Source organism: Paenibacillus ginsengihumi DSM 21568 (genome assembly GCF_000380965.1).
In the GTDB taxonomy this organism is placed as follows: domain Bacteria; phylum Bacillota; class Bacilli; order Paenibacillales; family NBRC-103111; genus Paenibacillus_G; species Paenibacillus_G ginsengihumi.
Map to the genome: position 1 here is coordinate 113,614 of NZ_KB905551.1, position 18,376 is coordinate 131,989.

The following is an 18,376-nucleotide window of genomic DNA, read 5'->3' on the forward strand; positions in this document are numbered from 1 at the left end:
CGCTCTGTCCGCTTCACCCTTGACCGCCGAGGTTTTCCGTCTTTTTAAAAATTGCATATTGATATGTAAGCGGATTCATATTATGATGATATCCATGAAACGTTTCTGAATTGTTTCAAATCATTCCAGGAGGGGCGTGCGAATGAAACATTGGCGCAAGATCGGAATTGCGGCGCTTGGGGGCGCTTTAACGGCGGCATTGGCAGGGGGCTGCTCGCAGGAAGCTGCGAATTCGGAGGGAGCGACGGACACCGGGGTCAATCGTGTGGATACGACTCCGGTCACTTTAACGATGTGGGCCAGCATGTCCGAGGAGCTGTTTCAAAAGCTCGTCGCCGAGCCTGTCAAGCTCAAATACCCGCACATCGACATGAAGCTGGTCACAACGGACAAAAAAATTCCGGACCTCATCGCTACGGACGAAGTTCCGGACATCATCAACGATACGATTGCATCGATCCCCAAATACGAGGATTTGAACTTGACGGAGGATTTAACCCCTTACATCAAGGCCCACAACATGGACCTCGGCCGAATCCGCCCGGTCGTGCTCGATACGGTGCGCAAGGCGTCGGGCGATGACAGGCTGCTCGGCCTGCCGATCTCCGGCAACGTAGTTATGCTGTATTACAACAAAGATATTTTTGACCGGTTCGGCGTGGCGTATCCGAAAGACGGCATGACGTGGGATGAAGTGTACGAGCTGGCCAAGCAGGTGACGAAAATGGACGGCGGCGTGCAGTACCGCGGCTTCGACTTTCAGGACTCCTTCCAGTTCGCGGCCAATCAGCTGTCCCTCGGCGTCGTGGACGCCGGGTCGAATAAGGCGATCGTGAATAATGAGCCGTGGAAAAAGCTGTTCGAGAATTACGCAAGGTTTTACACGATACCCGGCAACGAGGTGAGCGACAAGACGTACGGCAAAAGCCTCGACGTCTTCTTAAAGGACAAAACGCTGGCGATGTATGTGACGAGCTCCATTTTCTCGAGGCTGCCCGATGCCGTGAAGGACGGGCTGAATTTCGATATGGTCACGCTTCCCGCCTTCCCCGAGGCCCCCGGCATTACGACGCAGGTCGACGGCGGCATCCGGATCTTGACGACGACGAGCAAGCATAAGGAGCAGGCGTTCCTGGCGCTATCCGCCATGCTGTCCGACGAAGCGCAGACGCTGATTTCGAAGAACGGCAACACGACGGTGCTGGACAGCAAACAAATTATGGAGCAATTCGGCACGAACGTCGAGGTGCTGAAGGACCGCAACCGCCTCGGATTTATAAAAAACGAGCCGGCCAGCCCGCCGCCGTCGATCACGAAATACGACGCATCCGCTTACTCGATTCTTCGTTCGCAGTTCAAAAAAATGGTGCTGAACCGCACTGACGCCAATACGATTCTGCGGGAAGCCGATGATCTGATCAACAAGAAAATCGCGGAGGAATCGAAGTAATTCCGGTGATGAATCCTGCAAAAAGTACAACATTTTTCTATCCTGTGCAAAAAAGAGTGGCGAATGTTGTAATTCGTACAATAATTCAGGATCGATCGGCTTCAAATCGAGGAAAATCGCCCGAAATGTTGCACTTTATACATTATTGATCCGCGAATGTGGTTCATTCCCCCGGTTTTTGTGTATAAAATACAACATTCGCTGACATGCTTATAGAGTCGGAGTCGCTTTTGTACCCGGTAAGATGCTTTAGACGCCCTATAGCGACGAGTCCTTTCCTCATCGGTCGTCTTTTGATCCAACAAAAAACAGAGGGATCGCCCCTCTGTTTCTTATTTACCGCTATTAATGTTTAATGAGCCACCTGATTGTAAGTCATGATCCAGATCGAGCCGGCGACGATCGTCAGCACGATGACCAGACCGAGGATCAAGGTCATCAGGTTCCAGCGCGGCGAATCTTCTTCCTTCAAGTGCATGAAGAAGACGAGCTGCACGACAAACTGCAGCACAGCCATCGCCATGATCAGCACGATCGTCGCCGTTCTGCCCATCATGCCGTTTAGCACGACGACGAGCGGGATGATCGTGAGAACGATGGAGAGAAGAAACCCGATCGTATACGACTTCAAGGAGCCGTGGCCGCGATGCCCGCCGCCGGCGCCATGTGCGGATGCGTTCGATCGACTCATCTTACATCACCCCCATCAAGTAAACGACCGTGAAGACGAAAATCCAGACGACGTCGAGAAAGTGCCAGTACAGGCTGAGCACATTGACCTTTCGCTCGGTCACTGGCGTAATGCCGCGGCGGCTCAGCTGCATTATCAGCCCGATCATCCATACGAGACCGAGCGACACGTGCAGCCCGTGTGTGCCGACGAGCGTGTAAAAGCCCGACAGGAACGCGCTCGTCTGCATCGTCGCGCCTTCATGCACCATATGCACGAACTCGATAATTTCCAGCGTGACGAACGAGATGCCGAGCAGCGCCGTCACGGCGAGCCAACCGATGAGCCCCTTCTTGTCGCCGCGGTTCATCGCCAGCACCGCCAGACCGCTGGTGAAGCTGCTCGTGAGCAGAATGAACGTCTCGGCGATAATGCCGGGCATCTGGAACAGCTCTTCCGGCGTCGGACCGCCGTTCGTATTGCCGCGCAGGACGATATACGTCGCGAACAAGGTAGCGAACAGAATGCAGTCCGTGATCAGGAAAATCCAGAAGCCGAACGTCTTCATCGATTCCTGATCGTGATGCTCGTGATGATCATGTGAGCCGTGGTGCCCGTGCGCACCCGGTTGAATTGCTTGTGCCATCAGACCGTCCCCCTTAGCGCGGCTTCCGTTCGCGCCACTTCTTCCGCCGGAATGTAATAATCCGTATCATACTGGAACGAGCGCACCAGCATGCAGATCGCCACGCCGATCAGCCCCGGGATAGCCATCCACATCCAGTTGAAGACGAACCCGAACCCGGCGACGAACCAGCAGATAGACTTGATGAACGGAATGCCCGAGTTTTTCGGCATATGAATCGGCTCGAACGGCGGCTGCGGAACGGGTACCTTCCCGCCATACTTCTGCTTCTGCTCCCACCAGTAGTCGCGGCTGTCGACCTGCGGCAGCTTGGCGAAGTTGTACAGCGGCGCGGGAGACGGAATCGACCATTCCGGCGTGCGGCCGTCCCATGCGTCGCCCGTCTTCTCCATCTGATGATGGCGAATGCTGTAGGCAATCTGCCACACCTGGAAGATGAAGGCGATCCCCATCAGGAACGCGCCGACGGTGGATACGACGTTCAGCGGGCCCCAGCCCATATCCCAGCCGCTCGGCACGCGGCGGGTCATCCCCATCAGACCGAGCGCATACTGCGGCATGAAGCATACATAGAAGCCGATATTCCAGAACCAGAACGCCCATTTGCCGAGCCGTTCGTCGAGCTTGAATCCGAACATTTTCGGCCACCAATAATACAGTCCTGCAAAATAACCGAACACGACGCCGCCGATCAGCACCTGGTGGAAGTGCGCGATCAGGAAGTAGCTGTTATGGAACTGAAAGTCCGCCGGCGCGACGGATAACAGCACCCCGGTCATACCGCCGACGACGAAGCACGGAATGAACGCGATCGTCCACAGCATCGGCGTCGGGAACGACAGCTTGCCCCGATACATCGTGAACAGCCAGTTGAACACCTTCACCCCGGTCGGGATAGCGATCGCCATCGTCGTAACCGCGAAGAACGCGTTGACGTCCGCGCCGGAGCCCATCGTAAAGAAGTGGTGCGCCCATGTGAAGAACGACAGGATGCTGATGCTGATCATGGCGAATACCATCGATTTATAGCCGAACAGCCGCTTCTTCGAGAAGGTCGCCACCACCTCGGAGAAAATGCCGAACGCAGGCAGAATGACGATATACACCTCGGGGTGTCCCCACATCCAGATCAGGTTGATATACATCATCGGGTTGCCGCCGCCGTCCAGGGTGAAGAAATGCGCCCCGGCGAACCGGTCCAGGAAGAGCAGCGCCAGCGTCACCGTCAAAATCGGGAACGCAAAAATGATGATAATACAGCTTGACAGCACGGACCAGCTGAACATCGGCATCTGCATCAGCTTCATGCCCGGCGCGCGCATTTTGAGGATCGTCACGATAAAGTTGATTCCCGTCATCAAGCTGCCGATACCGGATATTTGAATCCCCCATATATAGAAGTCCTGTCCGACCCCCGGATTGAACTGCTTTTCGGACAGAGGGGGATAGGCAAGCCAGCCCGCATCGGGAGATCCGCCGATAACGAACGACAGGTTGAACAGCATCGCTCCCCAGAAGAACAGCCAGAAGCTGAGCGAGTTCAGGAACGGAAACGCCACGTCGCGCGCGCCGATCTGCAGCGGCACGACGATATTGAACAAGCCGAACATGAGCGGCATTGCCATAAACAGAATCATGATGACGCCGTGCGTCGTGAAAATTTGATTGTAATGCTCCGGCGTCAAAAACTGCGTATCCGGCAGCGCAAGCTGCGTCCGCATGAGCAGCGCGTCGACGCCGCCGCGAAACAGCATGAGAATCGCGGCGATAATGTACATGATGCCGATTTTTTTATGGTCGACACTAGTCAGCCATTCTTTCCAGAGCCAGCGCCATTTTTTAAAATATGTCAGCACGAAGACGATGGCGATCAATGTCAGCGCGATACCGACATCTGCGCCGTAAATGAGCGGATCGCCGGTTACGAAAAATTCCGATGCAAATTGCTTGATCTTCTCCAGCACGCAGGCTCCTCCTTTCGTCTGATGTTAATGTCTCGAGTGCGCTCCTGCGCCGGTATGCCCGCTTGAGTGTCCGTCGGCCGCTTGATCGGCATTCCGCCCGGCGTCAGCGCCTTTCTCCGGCGCCGCAGCGCCGCCGTGGCTGTGACCGCCGTGGGCATGACCGCCGACCGCATATTTCGTAACGATCCGATCGAACAGCCCTTCCGGGAAAGATGAGAAAGCCTGCGGGTTCGAAACGCCCGGCTCGGCCAGCTTCTCGTATCCTTCCATCGTCAAGGCCGGCGCCGACAACTTCACTTCCTGCACCCATTCGTCGAATTGCTCCTGCGAAGTCGCTTTGACGTTAAAGCGCATTTGGCCAAAATCTTTGCCGCTGAAGTTCGAGCCCATGCCGATATACTCGCCCTGCTCGTCAGCCTGCAAATAAAGCGTCATAGCCATTCCGGACATCGAATACATCTGTCCGCCGAGCTGCGGAATCCAGAAGGAGTTCATCGGCGCGTCCGATGTAAGCTGGAATTTCACCGGCACGCCCTCCGGAATTTGCACATAATTCACCGTTGCGATGCCTTGCTCGGGATATTTGAACATCCATTTCCAGTCGAGCGAGGTGACCTGAATCGTAATCGGCTCCTTGGCGGATTCGATCGGCCGGGAAGGCTCCAGCTTGTAAGTATAGTGCACCGTCACCGAGCCGAGCGCGATGATGATGAGGATCGGAATTCCCCACCAGATCGCCTCCAGCTTCGTGCTGTGCTCCCAATCCGGCTTATAGGTCGCAGAGCGTCCCGGTTTATCCCGATATCGCCATACGATGAAGGCAGCTAGCAGGAGCACGGGAACGACGACGATCAGGCACAGCAGCGTCGAGATCACGATCAAATCCCGCTGCACTTCTCCGATCGGACCTTTCGGGTCCAAGACGATGAGCTGATCGCTGCATCCCGCCAGCGCAGCCGACATCAGCAAAAGTGTCAGCAGTGCAGTCAGGCGCATGAAGGCAGGCTTTTGTTTCAACGTTCTCCTCTCCTATTCCGAAATCGCTTTTGATTATGTGATTCTTTTAACATGTTAAACATATCACTATCGCCATAACCCGTGCCATAAGGTTAACAAATCATTCAAGCAACCGTCGTAATTTAGAAAAGATTTGGCCACGGATTTGTCAATATAACGTCTTGTCAGGCCGCCAAAACGCAAAAACCCTTGACAAGCCTTCTGGCTATCAAGGGTTTGTTGATCCAAAATGACGCGCCATCTTCGACATCATTCGACGAAATGCGCTCCGCCTGACGATAACGCCCGGGGACACGTTCACCTCTCGGCTTCGTCTTTTCCTTTATGAACGAGCCGGATCGCCGTGCCGATGACATAAATATGAACGCTGCCGACCAAAAATCCGATGCCGATCATCAGCATCAGGTTCTGATCGCTGAAATCGCGAATATTCGACAGGCACAGCAGCACGCCTATGCCAAGCGCAATCCAGGCCATCGCATGCATCGCTCCGAACAGCCTTGCCGCTTCGCGCCCATTCTTCTCTTCCCGTCCGGCCGCCTTCACCGGCGTCGCCTTCGTTGCCATCATTGACCACCTCTGTCCGTTTGACCTTGCAATGAAAAGGGTTTCTTAACCATAGTATACACCCTGTTCATAAATTATTCAATATTTGATCAACATTTGGACAAAGATTAATCAACATTTAGACAAAATTATTGAGAAAACGGCCCGAGGTGCGCAGTCCATCTTCATCTTCTAATGGTGCCGCGCGTTCTCGCGCATTCTAATGATGCTGCGCGGTTACCGATATCCTTCCGCATTCGCCGGCTTGCCCGCATCCTGCACCTCTACAATGTAACGCCAGCAATCCGGCTGCGAGCCGTCCAGATCCGTGAAGCCGTAGATGCGGGCCAGCTGACCGCTGGAGAGCGACTGCCCGTTCCAGCGGCGCACGTTAGGGTCCGCGGCAAGCGCTGCTACAGCTCGTCCGGTGAAGCGAGGCGACTCGGAAATGACAAAATGCGGCTCCCGGATAGCTGCCTCGCGCCAATTGTCCTCCGTTACCCCGAACGTCTCCAGCATTATTTCCGAGCGCATCCAGCCGGGAGTGAGCGCCACAGCGGTGCACCCATAAGGCTCGAGCTCCTTCGCCAGCGCCCAAGCTAAACGCAGGACAGACGTCTTCGCCAAATCATAGAACATGGACAGCCGATAATTCGCCGCGTTATATTCTGCCGTTCCGTCCGTCATTTCGACGACGAGGCCGCCGCCGGTTCGAAGCAGAAGCGGCATGGCGCAATGATTCGTGATCAGATGCGTGTCGAGCGCCAGACGCAGCATGCGCAGCCCATTTTCCAGCGAATGCTCCCATACCGGCTTATGCCAGTCGACCAGCAGTTCCCCTCCCCAAATATCGTTGACGAGAATATCCAGCCTTCCCTGCTCCTCATCGATCCGCGTCACAAGCGCTTGAACCTTTCCAGGCTCCAGGTGATCGACCTGCACCGCGATGCCGCGTCCGCCGGCCTGATCGACCAGTTCGGCCGTTTCTTCAATCGTCTCCGGTCGCCCGTATTCCGATACTTGAGTGCGCGTCGTGCGACCTGTCACGTACACGGTCGCCCCGGCGGCTCCCAACTCTATCGCGATCGCCCGGCCTGCGCCGCGGGTAGCTCCCGCGACAAGGGCGACTTTTCCAGCCAATGGTTTCATGAGACATGTCTCCTTTATCAATAGTTTGCCTACATTATTATTATAGATGCGATACATGTCATCTCTTGTCGTATATCTGAAAACAATAAAGCGCCAGGATCGATTCCTGACGCTTGTTCGATTGACAATTGACGCTCATTCATTCATCGCTGTCCGTTTCCACGAAACGTTGGAGGGCAGCCAGCCTGTCATCCCAATATTGGTCGAAAAAGGCCAGCCACTCCTTGATTTCGGCCAAAGGCTCCGGCCGCAGCCTGTACCTCGTCTCCCTCCCGACTTTCCTCCTGCTGACGAGACCGGCATCAGACAGCACGTGCAGATGCTTGTTGACCGCCGTGCGTGTCATCGGAAAGCATTGCGAGATGGCGGCGATCGGCATTTCCTTGTCGGCCAGCAGCTTCAGCATGCTGCGGCGGGTCGGGTCGGCAATCGCCTGAAAGACATCGTGCCTTACAGCTGGTTCGGCCAAAGTTAAGCCTCCACGTATTGGACGAGATTTTCTTTGACAATGCCTTCCCAGCCGCCGTTCATGATCTCGCGAATGACCGAATGCGGCTGTCCGGACGCCGTCTTCTTGTCCGCATCCCAGCCGGAATGAATCAGCGTGAACTCGGTCTTGCCCTCCTCCAGCTGCTTCAGCTCGAACGTCAGGCTCCAATCCTTGTCCCAATCAAAGCGAAGTCGATACGGCGGATCGACCTCGGTCACTTTGCACGGCGAATCGCCGAAATGTCCGGTATGCAGAACGAACTCGCGGCCGACGACAGGCTCGAACGTATTGGGCATCCACCAGGCGGCGATCCCTTCCGAGGTCGCCACTGCCTGCCACACTTTTTCGATCGGCGCATTCAACACGACGGTTTTGCGAATTTCCGGCAATCGTCCTTGATTTGACACGATAATTCCTCCTTGGGATCAACGAAGATGCGGTCGTTTGACCATTATTATATAACACCTTTCGGTTACATGTTCATCATAACACCTAAAGGTGTCATTTTGCAACCGCGCACATATCATTTCGCTTGCCGGTCTTCCAGCTGGTGTTCGCATCATTCCGCTTCCCGGCGTCCTGTCTGGCGTCCCTTGCAAGGATAGGCAGCCGCGGGTTAGCGGAAGTTATTCTTATTCCTGCTTCCTATCTTGAAAATTTGGCGGTATACGCCGACAAAATTTCAACACTGAAGGTGACGACCGATGGCGACAGGAATCGCTCGTCATAGGCGTCTATCTTGAAAAATTGGACGGAACCCTCCGGCGAATTTTGGGCACCGCAGGCGACGACCGATGGCGAAAGGAATCGTTCGTCATAGGTGTCTATTTTTCTTCCTATTTTTATATTGACTTGGCTTTGATCCGTGCTATAATCGCTGAATGGACTTTTATCCGGTACCGGCATTTCACAGTTAACAGCAAGGGAGGCATGCGCCATGGCCCAACCGGCAGCATCTGTCACAGCGCCAAGCGCAAACAAGCATACCGTTTATCCGATTTTATTTGCCATCAGCATCGTCCATCTGCTGAACGATTCGATGCAATCGACCATCTCCGCGTTGTTTCCGATTTTGAAGGACTCGCTCGCGCTCACCTACACGCAGATCGGTCTGATCGCTTTTGCCATGAATATTACGGCTTCGTTCCTGCAGCCGGCCGTCGGGCTGTATGCGGATATACGGCCGCGGCCTTATATTTTGCCTGTCGGCGTCTGCTTCACGCTGCTTGGCATCGTCACGCTGGCGCTCGCCCCCAGCTTCGGCGTCATTCTGTGCGCCGTCATTGCGATGGGCATTGGCTCGGCCGTTTTTCACCCGGAATCGTCCCGCGTCGCGTATTTGGCCGCAGGCGGCAAGCGGGGGCTGGCCCAGTCGATCTTCCAGGTCGGCGGCAACATCGGCAGCTCGCTCGGGCCGGTAATGACGGCGCTTATCTTCGTGCCGCTCGGGCAGATCGGCGTCCTGTGGTTTACGTTTGCCGCGCTCACGGCGATAGTGCTGCAATATTATGTCGCGAGATGGTACAGCCGCCAGGACATCGTCCCGCGCAAGAAGCGCGCGGCCTCCGCGATCCAAGAAGCCGCCGGCCGGCTGACGCGGGGTCAAGTCGTCGCCGCCGTATCCATTCTCGTATTTCTCGTGTTCTCGAAACATGTTTATATTTCCAGCATTACGAGCTTTTATTCCTTTTATTTGATCGAGGATTACGGCGTGTCCGTCGAGCGGGCCCAACTGTTTTTGTTCGCCTTCCTCGTCGCCTCCGCGGCGGGAACGTTCTTCGGCGGTCCGCTGGCCGACCGCTACGGGCGGCGGAACATCATTTGGCTGTCGATTGTCGGCACCGCTCCGTTCTCCTTGCTGCTGCCGCACGCGAGCCTGTTCTGGTCAGGGGTGCTGTGCGTCTGCGCCGGCTTCGTCCTGTCGTCGGCCTTTTCGATCATCGTCGTCTATGCGCAGGAGCTGCTTCCCGGCAAAGTCGGCCTCGTCTCCGGCCTGTTCTTCGGGCTCGCCTTCGGCATCGGCGGTCTCGGCTCCGCCGTGCTCGGCACGATCGCCGACGCCACCAGCATCGCGTTCATCATGAACCTGTGCGCCTTCCTGCCGCTGCTGGGCCTCCTGGCGCTCCTGCTGCCCCGCGACGAGGCGCTGAACGCCTGACTGAGGCCGCTGCACCGGCGGCGGCACGGTCAATGGCGGCACGGTCAAGATCGTCCAAGCATTGCAAAATAGTGATAGGCCCGGTCAAAAGATTGTTATTGCTCACAAGCCTGCTCATAGGTTAACTTTAGGTTAACTTTGATGACAAAATACTACAGGCTGGGGAGATGGCAAATGGGTCAAAAGCTGTATCACGGCGCCGCGTTTTATCCTGAATTGTGGGATGCCGAGGTGCTTAAGCAAGATATCCGCATCATGAAGGAAACAGGGATCAACGTCGTCCGGATCGGGGAATTCGCCTGGTCGACCATGGAGCCGGAGGAAGGCAAAATCGACATCAGCTTCTTCGTGGAGATCATCAACAAGCTGTACGAGAACGGCATCGAGACGATCATGTGCACGCCGACGCCGACGCCGCCGATCTGGATGTCCCACGCTCACCCGGAACGCTTGTACGTCGACGAGGAGCTGACCGTCATGGGTCACGGCTCGCGGCAGCACGCCTGCACGAACAACCCCTATTTCAGGGAAAGGGCCTACATCATTACGGAGCATATCGCTAAGGCGGTCGGCCATCTGCCCGGCGTCATCGGCTGGCAGATCGACAACGAATTCAAGGCGCACGTCTCCGAATGCATGTGCGAAACGTGCAAAGGGTTATGGCACGAATGGCTGAAGGAGCGCTACGGAACGATCGAGCGGCTGAACGACGCCTGGGGAACGCAAATTTGGAGCGAATATTACCACAGCTTCGAGCAGGTGCCGCAGCCGGGACCGGCCCCGTTCCTGCACAATTCGTCCCTCAAGACGATGTACCAGCTGTTCTCTATGGAAAAGATCGCCGAGTTTTCGGACGGGCAGGCGGCGATCATCCGCCAATATTCCAAAGCGCCCATCACCCACAACAGCAGCATCGCCTTTCATGTGGATAACGAGCGGCTGTTCCGGAATCTCGATTTCGCGTCGTTTGATACGTATGCCAATTTCAACAATACGCCTGCGTACTTGATCAACTGCGATATTTTCCGCAATTTCAAGAAAGGCAGACCGTTCTGGATTATGGAGACGAGCCCGTCGTTCAGCGCCTCGCTGGAAAGCTACGCGCTTCCTCACCCGAACGGCTATTTGAAAGCGGAAGCGGTAGCGGCCTACGGCTTGGGGGCGGAAGCGTTCTGCTACTGGCTCTGGCGACAGCAGCGCGCCGGCTGCGAGCAGCCCCACGGCTCCGTCATCAGCGCCTGGGGCAAGCCGACGGTCGGATATGCGAATGTGCTGGAGGTGGAGCAGGCGAGACGGCAGCTCGAGCCTGTGCTCACCCCAACCGAGGCCGCCCAGGCGGAGGTCGCTATCACTTATTCGGACCGGGCCAAGGCGTTCCTGAAGACGGAGCCGCACCGCAAGCTGAATCATCGCGGTCTCGTTACGTCCTTCTATGAGCATTTCCTGGCGATGGGCATTCACCGCGACTTCATCCCTGAAGGTGCGGAGCTGGACGGGTACAAGCTGCTGTTCACCCCGTTCCTTCATTATTTGTCCGAGGAATATATCGATCGGGCATGCCGATTCGTCGAGCAGGGCGGCATCTGGATCGTCGGTCCGCTGACCGGCGGCCGTACGGAGCATCATACGGTGCATACGGATGCCGCTCTCGGCGAGCTGGAGCGCAGGGCCGGCGTCGAGACGCTGTTCACGTACCCGATGGACGGCACCGGGACGATCGGCGAAGCGTTCGGCACCGAAGCGCCGCTCAGCTTGTGGAGCGCCGTGTTCGAGCCGAAGGAGGCCGCGGCGGTCGGCGTTATCCGCGAAGGCTTGACGCCGGGCAAAGCGTTCATTACCGAATGCCGCCGCGGCGCCGGCAAAATCGTCATGCTCGGCTCCATGCCTGCAGGCGATGAAGGCAGCGCGATGCTGCGGGCGCTGATCGACCATTACGCCCGGGAGGCCAATGTGGCGCTCCGCACGGACGTAACGCCGGGCACCGTGGTCGCTCCGCGGCAAGGCAGCGGATACCGCCTCTGGGTTATCGTCAACATGGACGGCCAAGGCGGCACCGTCACGCTCCCCGAGGACGGCATCGACGCCATCACGCAGCAGCCTGTACCGCAGGGCGCGCTTGCAGTCGGCAAATACGAATATCGGGTCATCCGTTTCGAGGACCAATAATCGGTTCGATCATTTCGGAATCGCCCATATGAAAGCCGCTCAGCTTATGCCGCTCCAGAATCGGGAACGGTTATAGTTCATTCAAACAAGTGCTTAAGGCGCTGCTTTGGCAGCTTCATGCTGCTGGAGAGCGCCTTTTTTACTGGCTTAGTCAAAATAAATGTCGCCGTTTTGCGCAACAATCCGGGGGACAATTGCCGCTTTTTGAGAGGCTGGGCCGATTTTATTACAAGATCCGGGCTGTGAGCATCCCCCTGGCGACGCGCGCGCCTTTGCGGGTCATTTCGATATCGATTTTGCAGAACCGCCGGCTTATTTCGATGATAACAGGCACAATGTCGATTTCGTCGTCGATCTGCAGCGGCACCAGAAAATAATGAGCGGAGCTGTCTACGATCAGATCGCCCTTCTTATGCTCCTGAACCGAACGGTAGGCCGCGCGAATCATTAACGTAGACAACACGCCCTCGGAGATAATCCCTTCGAAATTGGTCATGGGCGCGGTAATTTTCCCCCGGAAGAAAAGCTTGCCTTCGCGATCCCTCAGCTCTTCGAAGCCGGACCAGATTTGATGCTCGAACGTCTCCCCGTGCTGCGGCTGCTTCTGCATGAGCTGCATTGCCTTCATGACGTCCTTGCGGCTGATCACGCTGATCATCCGCTGGTCCGAGCCTACGACGGGAAGCAGCTCGATGCCTTCCCAAATCATCATATGGCCTGCGGAGGCTACCGAGGCTTGGACGCTGATCGTCAGCGGGTTCGGGGTCATGAGCGAGCCGATCGATTGGCCGGGCTCCATGCCGATAATGTCTTTGGTGGTGATCATGCCCACCGGTCTTTGGTCGTCGTCGATGACGGGATAACGGGTGTGCGTTGTTTCCTCCACCAGCTTTTGCATATCTTTAACCGTATTATTTTCCTTCAATGAATACACGGGCGCTTCCTTCCGGATGAGGTCCTCCACCCGCATAATCTGCTTCTTGATCAGCCTGTCCTCGATCGCGCGGTTAATCATCGCCGCCACGGTGAACGTATCGTACGAACTGCCGATAATGGGAAGAGCCAGCTCGTCGGCAAGCTCCTTCACCTCAGGCGTCGTATCGAAGCCGCCGGTAATGAGCACGCCCGCTCCTTGCCCCAATGCGCACATATGCGCCTGAACCCGGTTGCCGACGATCAGCAGGTTGTCGGGCTCGATGTATTTGATCATCGCCTCCAATTGCATGGCGCCGATCACGAATTTGTTGAGCGTCTTGTTCAGACCTGCCGCGCCGCCGAGCACCACACCTTCGACGACGTTCACAATTTCGGCAAACGTCAATTTGTCGATCTGATGCTCTTCCTTCTTCTCCACCCGGATCGTCCCGAGCCGCCGCTTCGTGCTGACAAGCCCCAGGTTCTCCGCTTCCTTGATCGCCCGGTAGGCCGTTCCTTCGCTGACGTCCAGGTCCTGGGCGATCTGCCGGACGGACAAGCGGGTACCGACCTTGAGGGACTCGATATATTGGGTGATCTTCTCGTACTTCGTTTGGAGCTCCGAATTCCCTGCCTGCATTAGGCTACACCTCGAATTGTTATATCCTGTTTCAAACATTATAAACCGGCAGGGGTAAAAAAAACAGCACCGCGGCCGGTGCTGTTTTTCGAGGCTTTATGCGTTGCTTTGGGAGATAACGATAGCCTTGCAGGGTAAGAAGGTTCTCGAGCTCCGGGGACAGGGCAATCCGGGCAAGCAGGGCGACAGCCGCGCCCTGAGCAGGCGGTCTTCCGACGTGCCTTCCGCCGGGGCGCTGCCGCAGCTTCTGCTGGATCGGTTTCATCCGTCTCGAATCAATGCGTGAACTGCTCCTGCTCCGTCGAACCGGCAAGCGCTGTTGTCGAGGAATTCCCTCCCGAGATGACCAATGACACTTCATCGAAATACCCTGTGCCGACCTCGCGCTGATGGCGGGTCGCTTCGTAGCCGCGCGCTTCGCTGGCAAACTCGGACTGCTGGAAGTCGGAGTAGGCGGCCATTCCGCGACGTCTGTAATCGTAGGCCAGCTCGAACATGCTGTGGTTGAGAGCGTGGAAGCCGGCCAGAGTGACGAATTGGAACTTGTAGCCCATCCGCCCGATTTCCCGCTGGAATTCGGCAATGGTCCGATCGTCCAGCTTCTTCTTCCAGTTGAAGGACGGCGAGCAGTTATAAGCGAGCAGCTTGCCCGGGAACTCGGCATGAATCGCTTCGGCGAACCGGCGCGCTTCCTCGAGATTGGGCTCCGACGTCTCGCACCAGATCATGTCGGCATAAGGAGCATAGGCAAGACCGCGCGAAATGGCTTGATCCAGCCCCGCATTCACGTAGTAAAAGCCTTCCGGCGACCTTTGTCCGGTGAGAAACGGGCGGTCGTTCGGATCGATATCGCTCGTCAGCAGCCGGGCCCCGTTCGCATCCGTCCTCGCAATCAGCACCGTATCAACGCCCATGACGTCGGCGGCGAGTCTGGCAGCGACGAGATGGCGAACGGCCTGCTGCGTCGGCAGCAGCACCTTGCCTCCGAGATGCCCGCATTTTTTCTCCGAGGACAGCTGGTCCTCGAAGTGAACGGCCGCGGCGCCGGCTTCGATCATCGCCTTCATCAGCTCGAATACGTTCAGCGGCCCGCCAAATCCGGCCTCGGCGTCGGCAACGATCGGCAAATAAAAATCGATCTCGCCTTGGCCCTCGACCCGCTGAATCTGGTCGGCGCGCTGCAGCGCCTGATTGATCCGCTTAACGACGTGCGGCACGCTGTTGGCCGGATACAGGCTCTGGTCGGGATACATCTGACCGGATAAGTTGGCATCTGCCGCTACCTGCCAGCCGCTGAGGTAGATCGCTTTGAGACCTGCCTTGGCCTGCTGAACGGCCTGATTGCCGGTCAAAGCGCCGAGCGCCGCCACGTAATCCTCCGTGTTGACCAGCTTCCACAGCTTCTCGGCCCCAAGCGCGGCCAGTGTATGCTCGACGAGCACCGTACCGCGCAGCCGCATTACATCCTCCGCCGAGTATGGACGGCGAATGCCTTGAAACCGCGGGGACTTCCAATGTTCCCTCAATTGTTCGAGCTGACGTTGTTGATCCATATTCTTCATCTTCCTCTCCAATGGGATTGAAAAATCGGATTATTGCTCCAAATACCCGGTGCCGCCGCAAACCGGACAAGCATACGGCCAGACGATCCGGTCGTGCTCGGTACGTACGGTCTCTTGTTGCAAAGTCTCCTTCTCCATTCGGCGATGATCCTCGCTGCCGCGGGAAGTGTCCAATTCGCCGTTTCCGTGACATGCAGGGCAATCCATCGTTCTTCCTCCAATCTTCATTGTTATATAATAATTAATTTTCTTTATTTATTATATAATATATATTTGTTGTTGTGCAACAGTTATTTTTATATTTTATTTGTTGTATAACATTAAAGAAGGCTGTCCACAAAAAATACGGCTCATTGATCAAGGCCGCCGCATTCGCTTCAATCAATCCAGGCAGCAAAAAACCCGCCGGATCGACGGCGGGTTCCCGCTTCGCTTCACTCGATTATTCGCTGCTGATCTCGGGGAGAAAGCAATAATACAGGGCCTGATGAACCGGGGACAGCGAATAGAAGGCCGTTCCTCCGCATTCGTCGTGCTCCCCCGCCGCCCTGCTGCCGAGCCTCTCGAAGCTGTCATCGCCCGGCGCATCTTCCCATTGCCATTTTACCGCTGCTGCCGTCCCGTTCATTTTCATCGCTCCTTTGAATTGTATCACTCTGTAATAATACAATATAATTTTATTTATAAATTATACACACTGTTACTTTTATTTCAATATATTTTTTTTATTTTATTTTATTGTTATATAATAATTTGCGAATGCGCGGAGAGTTTGGTTCCTCAGGTGCAAGGGGGGCTCGAGGTTGATTTCCATGGGGGTGCATCCCGGAAAATACAACAGCCCCCTTCTTCTTGAACGAAGGAGGCTGAAAATGTGGCTTTTTTTGCAGGATACGTCGCTTCATGAGCCGCTCTGAGGGGGACAGCCTGACGATCGGGGAGCGAACTGCCTAATGCGCCCGGGGAGGGCAGCGCTAACGCGGGAATCGAACACTTAACGGGGAGTTCAGGGGTCATTATTCGGTAAAAAAGCAGTTCAGTTGGAGCAGGTTGGCTCCGCTTCAGTGCCAGGTTTAACTGCACTTTACGTATTCGAGAACCGTGGTTGACCGCCACCATGCGGCAAACCGCGCGCTGGGAGTAGCGCGCGGTGAAGGATTGGTTTGAGCACCGGCTGTTTAAAGGCCCCGACACCGATATTAACTTACACGTATTTGGTCAAGACTCGCCAGAGATTGAGCGAATGTTACGAGTTCGCAATTGGCTGAGATCGAATCTGATGCCAAAGATTCAATAGTACAGGAAATTATGGAGAGAGCAAACGCAGTCGGTAAGAGGAAAACCTTTACAGAACTAAAGCGCGGAGCTCGCATGCTAACACAGAGTCCGCGCGCTGACGCCGCGAAGTTCGCACGCTAACATCGAGCTTGGGGGCCGCCGATCGCAAGTGCCTTGACGGCGGCTGCCCATCGTCCCCCGGGTGTAATTGTCGTGGCTCGAACTTCAAAAGCTTTACGTAGTGTACCTTTTGCGCTGGGCGGAGGAGCCGATCTTCATCGCCTCCCGGTACTTGGCGACCGTTCTCCGGGAAATCATGTAGCCCTTCGCCTGCAGCAGCTCGGCGATTTTTTGATCGGACAACGGGTTCGTCTTGTCTTCCTGCCCGATCATGTCGCGGATCTGCTCCTTAAGCTGCAGGGCGGAAGCTGCTTCCGCTCCGGACTGCGGAATCGAAGCGGAGAAGAAATGCTTCAGCTCGTAGGTCCCCCACGGCGTCAATGCATATTTGCCGCGGACCGCCCGGCTTACGGTCGATTCGTGCATATTCAGCCTCGCGGCGATATCCTTCAAGGACATCGGTTTCATGCAAGCGGGCCCATGCTCGCAGAACGGCTGCTGGATGTCGAAGATCGCCTTGGCGACCAGATAGAGCGTAGCTTTCCGCTGTTCGATGCATTTGCTGAGCCACTTGGCCGCCGACCATTTTTGCCGCAAATAGGAAACCGTTTCCTTGCAGTCCGTCTGCTTGATCATATTCAGATAAACCAAGTTCCATGATATGGCCGGAACCGCGCCGTCCTCCACCACGACTTCAAACCTTCCGCCTATATTCCGAAGCACGATATCGGGGGTGAGATACTCCGGCTTCCCTTTGCCGTACAAGAGTCCCGGCTTAGGATTCAGCCTGGCGATGCGATCGGCCGCCTCTTGAATGAAGGCCGTATCCACCGCATATTTTTTTGCCAGCGCGGTGAACCTTCTTCTGGCGATGTCCCGCAGATCGTGGGCGACAAGCTCCCGGGCCAGCGTATTGCGCGAATCGCTGGCATCAAGCTGTAGAAGCAGGCATTCCTCGAGGCTGGTTGCGCCTACGCCCGGCGGGTCCATGCCTTGGATAATGCGCAGCGCCCGCTGCAGCTCCGGAAGCGGCACGCCCATATGCCCGGCCAGCGCCTCCAACGTACCGTCCAAATATCCCTGCTCGTTCAAGCTGCGTATCAAAATGAGGCAGTAAGCATAAGTTTGTTTGTCCAGATTCAAATATTTCAATTGATCGATCAGCGCTTCCTCCAGAGACTTCTCCGTCTCGGCATGGACATTCAACCACCAATCGCTGTCATATTCCGACGTTCCGCTTTTTCTGCTGCCAGACTGGAAGCGGGGCTCGCCGACAATCCACTCGATTAACGGATTGTCCGCCGTTTGTTCCTGGACGTATTCCCTTAATTCCAGCGAGGACATCTGCAGAATATCGATGGATTGCCTGATTCCCTGCGTCAGCTGCAATCTCTGCTGCTGGTGCATTGATAGCCGGAGCTCCATCCGTAAGCCTCCCTTCAGAATTGTAAGCGATTTCATTATTTACCTCCATTATAAAAGAGTTCCCGTCTTCCTTTCAAGCAAAAAATGCGCCAGCCCATAATTAGACTCCGTCAAAATGCGCCTAAACAGCTCGTCAGCCATCTTCCTGGCCAGCTCTCAAGCGACCGCGGCAGGCATTCC

At 55.9% G+C, this 18,376-nt stretch carries 18 protein-coding genes; 5 read left to right on the forward strand and 13 right to left on the reverse strand.

Translation table 11 applies throughout. The features are described from left to right. Nucleotides 1–142: 142 nt before the first annotated feature. Nucleotides 143–1,450, forward strand: coding sequence for an ABC transporter substrate-binding protein (locus F591_RS0103760; protein ID WP_019533250.1), 1,308 nt, complete (start codon nucleotides 143–145; stop codon nucleotides 1,448–1,450). A 352-nt stretch (nucleotides 1,451–1,802) separates the two neighbouring features. Here F591_RS0103760 and cyoD read toward each other — a convergent pair whose 3' ends face one another. The 8 genes from cyoD to F591_RS0103800 all read right to left on the reverse strand — a co-directional run bounded on the left by cyoD (nucleotide 1,803) and on the right by F591_RS0103800 (nucleotide 8,339). Next, nucleotides 1,803–2,141 (reverse strand): cytochrome o ubiquinol oxidase subunit IV, encoded by a 339-nt coding sequence (gene cyoD, locus F591_RS0103765; protein ID WP_019533251.1) that lies wholly within the window; start codon nucleotides 2,139–2,141, stop codon nucleotides 1,803–1,805. Nucleotide 2,142: 1 nt separating this feature from the next. After that, nucleotides 2,143–2,766 carry a cytochrome o ubiquinol oxidase subunit III gene (gene cyoC / locus F591_RS0103770; RefSeq protein ID WP_019533252.1) on the reverse strand — a complete coding sequence of 208 codons (624 nt, stop codon included), beginning with the start codon at nucleotides 2,764–2,766 and terminating at the stop codon, nucleotides 2,143–2,145. Further along, complete coding sequence (locus F591_RS0103775) at nucleotides 2,766–4,730, reverse strand: cbb3-type cytochrome c oxidase subunit I (protein WP_019533253.1); 1,965 nt, start codon at nucleotides 4,728–4,730, stop codon at nucleotides 2,766–2,768. Before F591_RS0103775 ends, cyoC begins: the two co-directional genes overlap by 1 nt. A 24-nt stretch (nucleotides 4,731–4,754) precedes the next feature. After that, nucleotides 4,755–5,747, reverse strand: coding sequence for a ubiquinol oxidase subunit II (cyoA, locus tag F591_RS0103780; RefSeq protein WP_019533254.1), 993 nt, complete (start codon nucleotides 5,745–5,747; stop codon nucleotides 4,755–4,757). A gap of 297 nt (nucleotides 5,748–6,044) precedes the next feature. Further along, nucleotides 6,045–6,317, reverse strand: a complete 273-nt coding sequence (locus F591_RS0103785) for a hypothetical protein (protein ID WP_245580973.1) — start codon at nucleotides 6,315–6,317, stop codon at nucleotides 6,045–6,047. A 213-nt stretch (nucleotides 6,318–6,530) separates the two neighbouring features. Then, a complete protein-coding gene (locus F591_RS0103790; protein WP_019533256.1) occupies nucleotides 6,531–7,442 on the reverse strand; it encodes an SDR family oxidoreductase in 912 nt (303 codons plus the stop codon). Between the two features lie 139 nt (nucleotides 7,443–7,581). Then, a complete protein-coding gene (locus F591_RS0103795; RefSeq protein WP_019533257.1) occupies nucleotides 7,582–7,911 on the reverse strand; it encodes a metalloregulator ArsR/SmtB family transcription factor in 330 nt (109 codons plus the stop codon). Between the two features lie 2 nt (nucleotides 7,912–7,913). Continuing rightward, entirely contained in the window at nucleotides 7,914–8,339 is a 426-nt protein-coding gene (locus F591_RS0103800) for an SRPBCC family protein (RefSeq protein WP_040741012.1), read from the reverse strand. Nucleotides 8,340–8,869: 530 nt separating this feature from the next. Here F591_RS0103800 and F591_RS0103805 point away from each other — a divergent pair. Together F591_RS0103805 and F591_RS0103810 are read left to right on the forward strand one after the other, a co-directional pair. Then, nucleotides 8,870–10,090, forward strand: coding sequence for an MFS transporter (locus F591_RS0103805; RefSeq protein ID WP_019533259.1), 1,221 nt, complete (start codon nucleotides 8,870–8,872; stop codon nucleotides 10,088–10,090). Between the two features lie 174 nt (nucleotides 10,091–10,264). Continuing rightward, complete coding sequence (locus F591_RS0103810; RefSeq protein ID WP_019533260.1) at nucleotides 10,265–12,256, forward strand: beta-galactosidase; 1,992 nt, start codon at nucleotides 10,265–10,267, stop codon at nucleotides 12,254–12,256. 226 nt (nucleotides 12,257–12,482) lie between these two features. Here the strand turns inward: F591_RS0103810 and F591_RS0103815 are convergent, their stop codons facing one another. Then, nucleotides 12,483–13,811: a DRTGG domain-containing protein gene (locus F591_RS0103815; RefSeq protein WP_019533261.1), complete on the reverse strand. Its 1,329-nt coding sequence runs from the start codon at nucleotides 13,809–13,811 to the stop codon at nucleotides 12,483–12,485. Nucleotides 13,812–13,938: 127 nt separating this feature from the next. On the opposite strand from F591_RS0103815, the gene F591_RS31190 reads away from it, so the two are divergent. After that, on the forward strand, nucleotides 13,939–14,097 hold the full coding sequence (locus F591_RS31190) for a hypothetical protein (protein ID WP_019533262.1): 159 nt from the start codon (nucleotides 13,939–13,941) through the stop codon (nucleotides 14,095–14,097). Here F591_RS31190 and aceA read toward each other — a convergent pair. The 3 genes from aceA to F591_RS0103835 form a co-directional block, all read right to left on the reverse strand. Continuing rightward, nucleotides 14,087–15,364, reverse strand: coding sequence for an isocitrate lyase (gene aceA, locus F591_RS0103825; RefSeq protein ID WP_019533263.1), 1,278 nt, complete (start codon nucleotides 15,362–15,364; stop codon nucleotides 14,087–14,089). The two genes, F591_RS31190 and aceA, sit on opposite strands and share 11 nt — an antisense overlap. Nucleotides 15,365–15,403: 39 nt before the next feature. Further along, a complete protein-coding gene (locus F591_RS31195; RefSeq protein ID WP_019533264.1) occupies nucleotides 15,404–15,580 on the reverse strand; it encodes a hypothetical protein in 177 nt (58 codons plus the stop codon). Nucleotides 15,581–15,815: 235 nt separating this feature from the next. Further along, nucleotides 15,816–16,001, reverse strand: coding sequence for a hypothetical protein (locus F591_RS0103835; RefSeq protein ID WP_019533265.1), 186 nt, complete (start codon nucleotides 15,999–16,001; stop codon nucleotides 15,816–15,818). Between the two features lie 522 nt (nucleotides 16,002–16,523). On the opposite strand from F591_RS0103835, the gene F591_RS32585 reads away from it, so the two are divergent. Then, nucleotides 16,524–16,670 (forward strand): GrpB family protein, encoded by a 147-nt coding sequence (locus F591_RS32585; protein WP_245580974.1) that lies wholly within the window; start codon nucleotides 16,524–16,526, stop codon nucleotides 16,668–16,670. A gap of 215 nt (nucleotides 16,671–16,885) precedes the next feature. Here F591_RS32585 and rpoN read toward each other — a convergent pair whose 3' ends face one another. After that, a complete protein-coding gene (gene rpoN / locus F591_RS0103840) occupies nucleotides 16,886–18,196 on the reverse strand; it encodes an RNA polymerase factor sigma-54 (protein ID WP_040741064.1) in 1,311 nt (436 codons plus the stop codon). Nucleotides 18,197–18,376 lie beyond the last annotated feature (180 nt).

Coding starts and splice junctions, on each gene's coding strand:
- F591_RS0103760 (WP_019533250.1), top strand. CDS start 143: ATGAAACATTGGCGCAAGATCGGAATTGCGGCGCTTGGGGGCGCTTTA.
- cyoD (WP_019533251.1), bottom strand. CDS start 2,141: ATGAGTCGATCGAACGCATCCGCACATGGCGCCGGCGGCGGGCATCGC.
- cyoC (WP_019533252.1), bottom strand. CDS start 2,766: ATGGCACAAGCAATTCAACCGGGTGCGCACGGGCACCACGGCTCACAT.
- F591_RS0103785 (WP_245580973.1), bottom strand. CDS start 6,317: ATGATGGCAACGAAGGCGACGCCGGTGAAGGCGGCCGGACGGGAAGAG.
- F591_RS0103790 (WP_019533256.1), bottom strand. CDS start 7,442: ATGAAACCATTGGCTGGAAAAGTCGCCCTTGTCGCGGGAGCTACCCGC.
- F591_RS0103805 (WP_019533259.1), top strand. CDS start 8,870: ATGGCCCAACCGGCAGCATCTGTCACAGCGCCAAGCGCAAACAAGCAT.
- F591_RS0103810 (WP_019533260.1), top strand. CDS start 10,265: ATGGGTCAAAAGCTGTATCACGGCGCCGCGTTTTATCCTGAATTGTGG.
- F591_RS0103815 (WP_019533261.1), bottom strand. CDS start 13,811: ATGCAGGCAGGGAATTCGGAGCTCCAAACGAAGTACGAGAAGATCACC.
- aceA (WP_019533263.1), bottom strand. CDS start 15,364: ATGGATCAACAACGTCAGCTCGAACAATTGAGGGAACATTGGAAGTCC.
- F591_RS31195 (WP_019533264.1), bottom strand. CDS start 15,580: ATGGATTGCCCTGCATGTCACGGAAACGGCGAATTGGACACTTCCCGC.
- F591_RS0103835 (WP_019533265.1), bottom strand. CDS start 16,001: ATGAACGGGACGGCAGCAGCGGTAAAATGGCAATGGGAAGATGCGCCG.
- rpoN (WP_040741064.1), bottom strand. CDS start 18,196: ATGGAGCTCCGGCTATCAATGCACCAGCAGCAGAGATTGCAGCTGACG.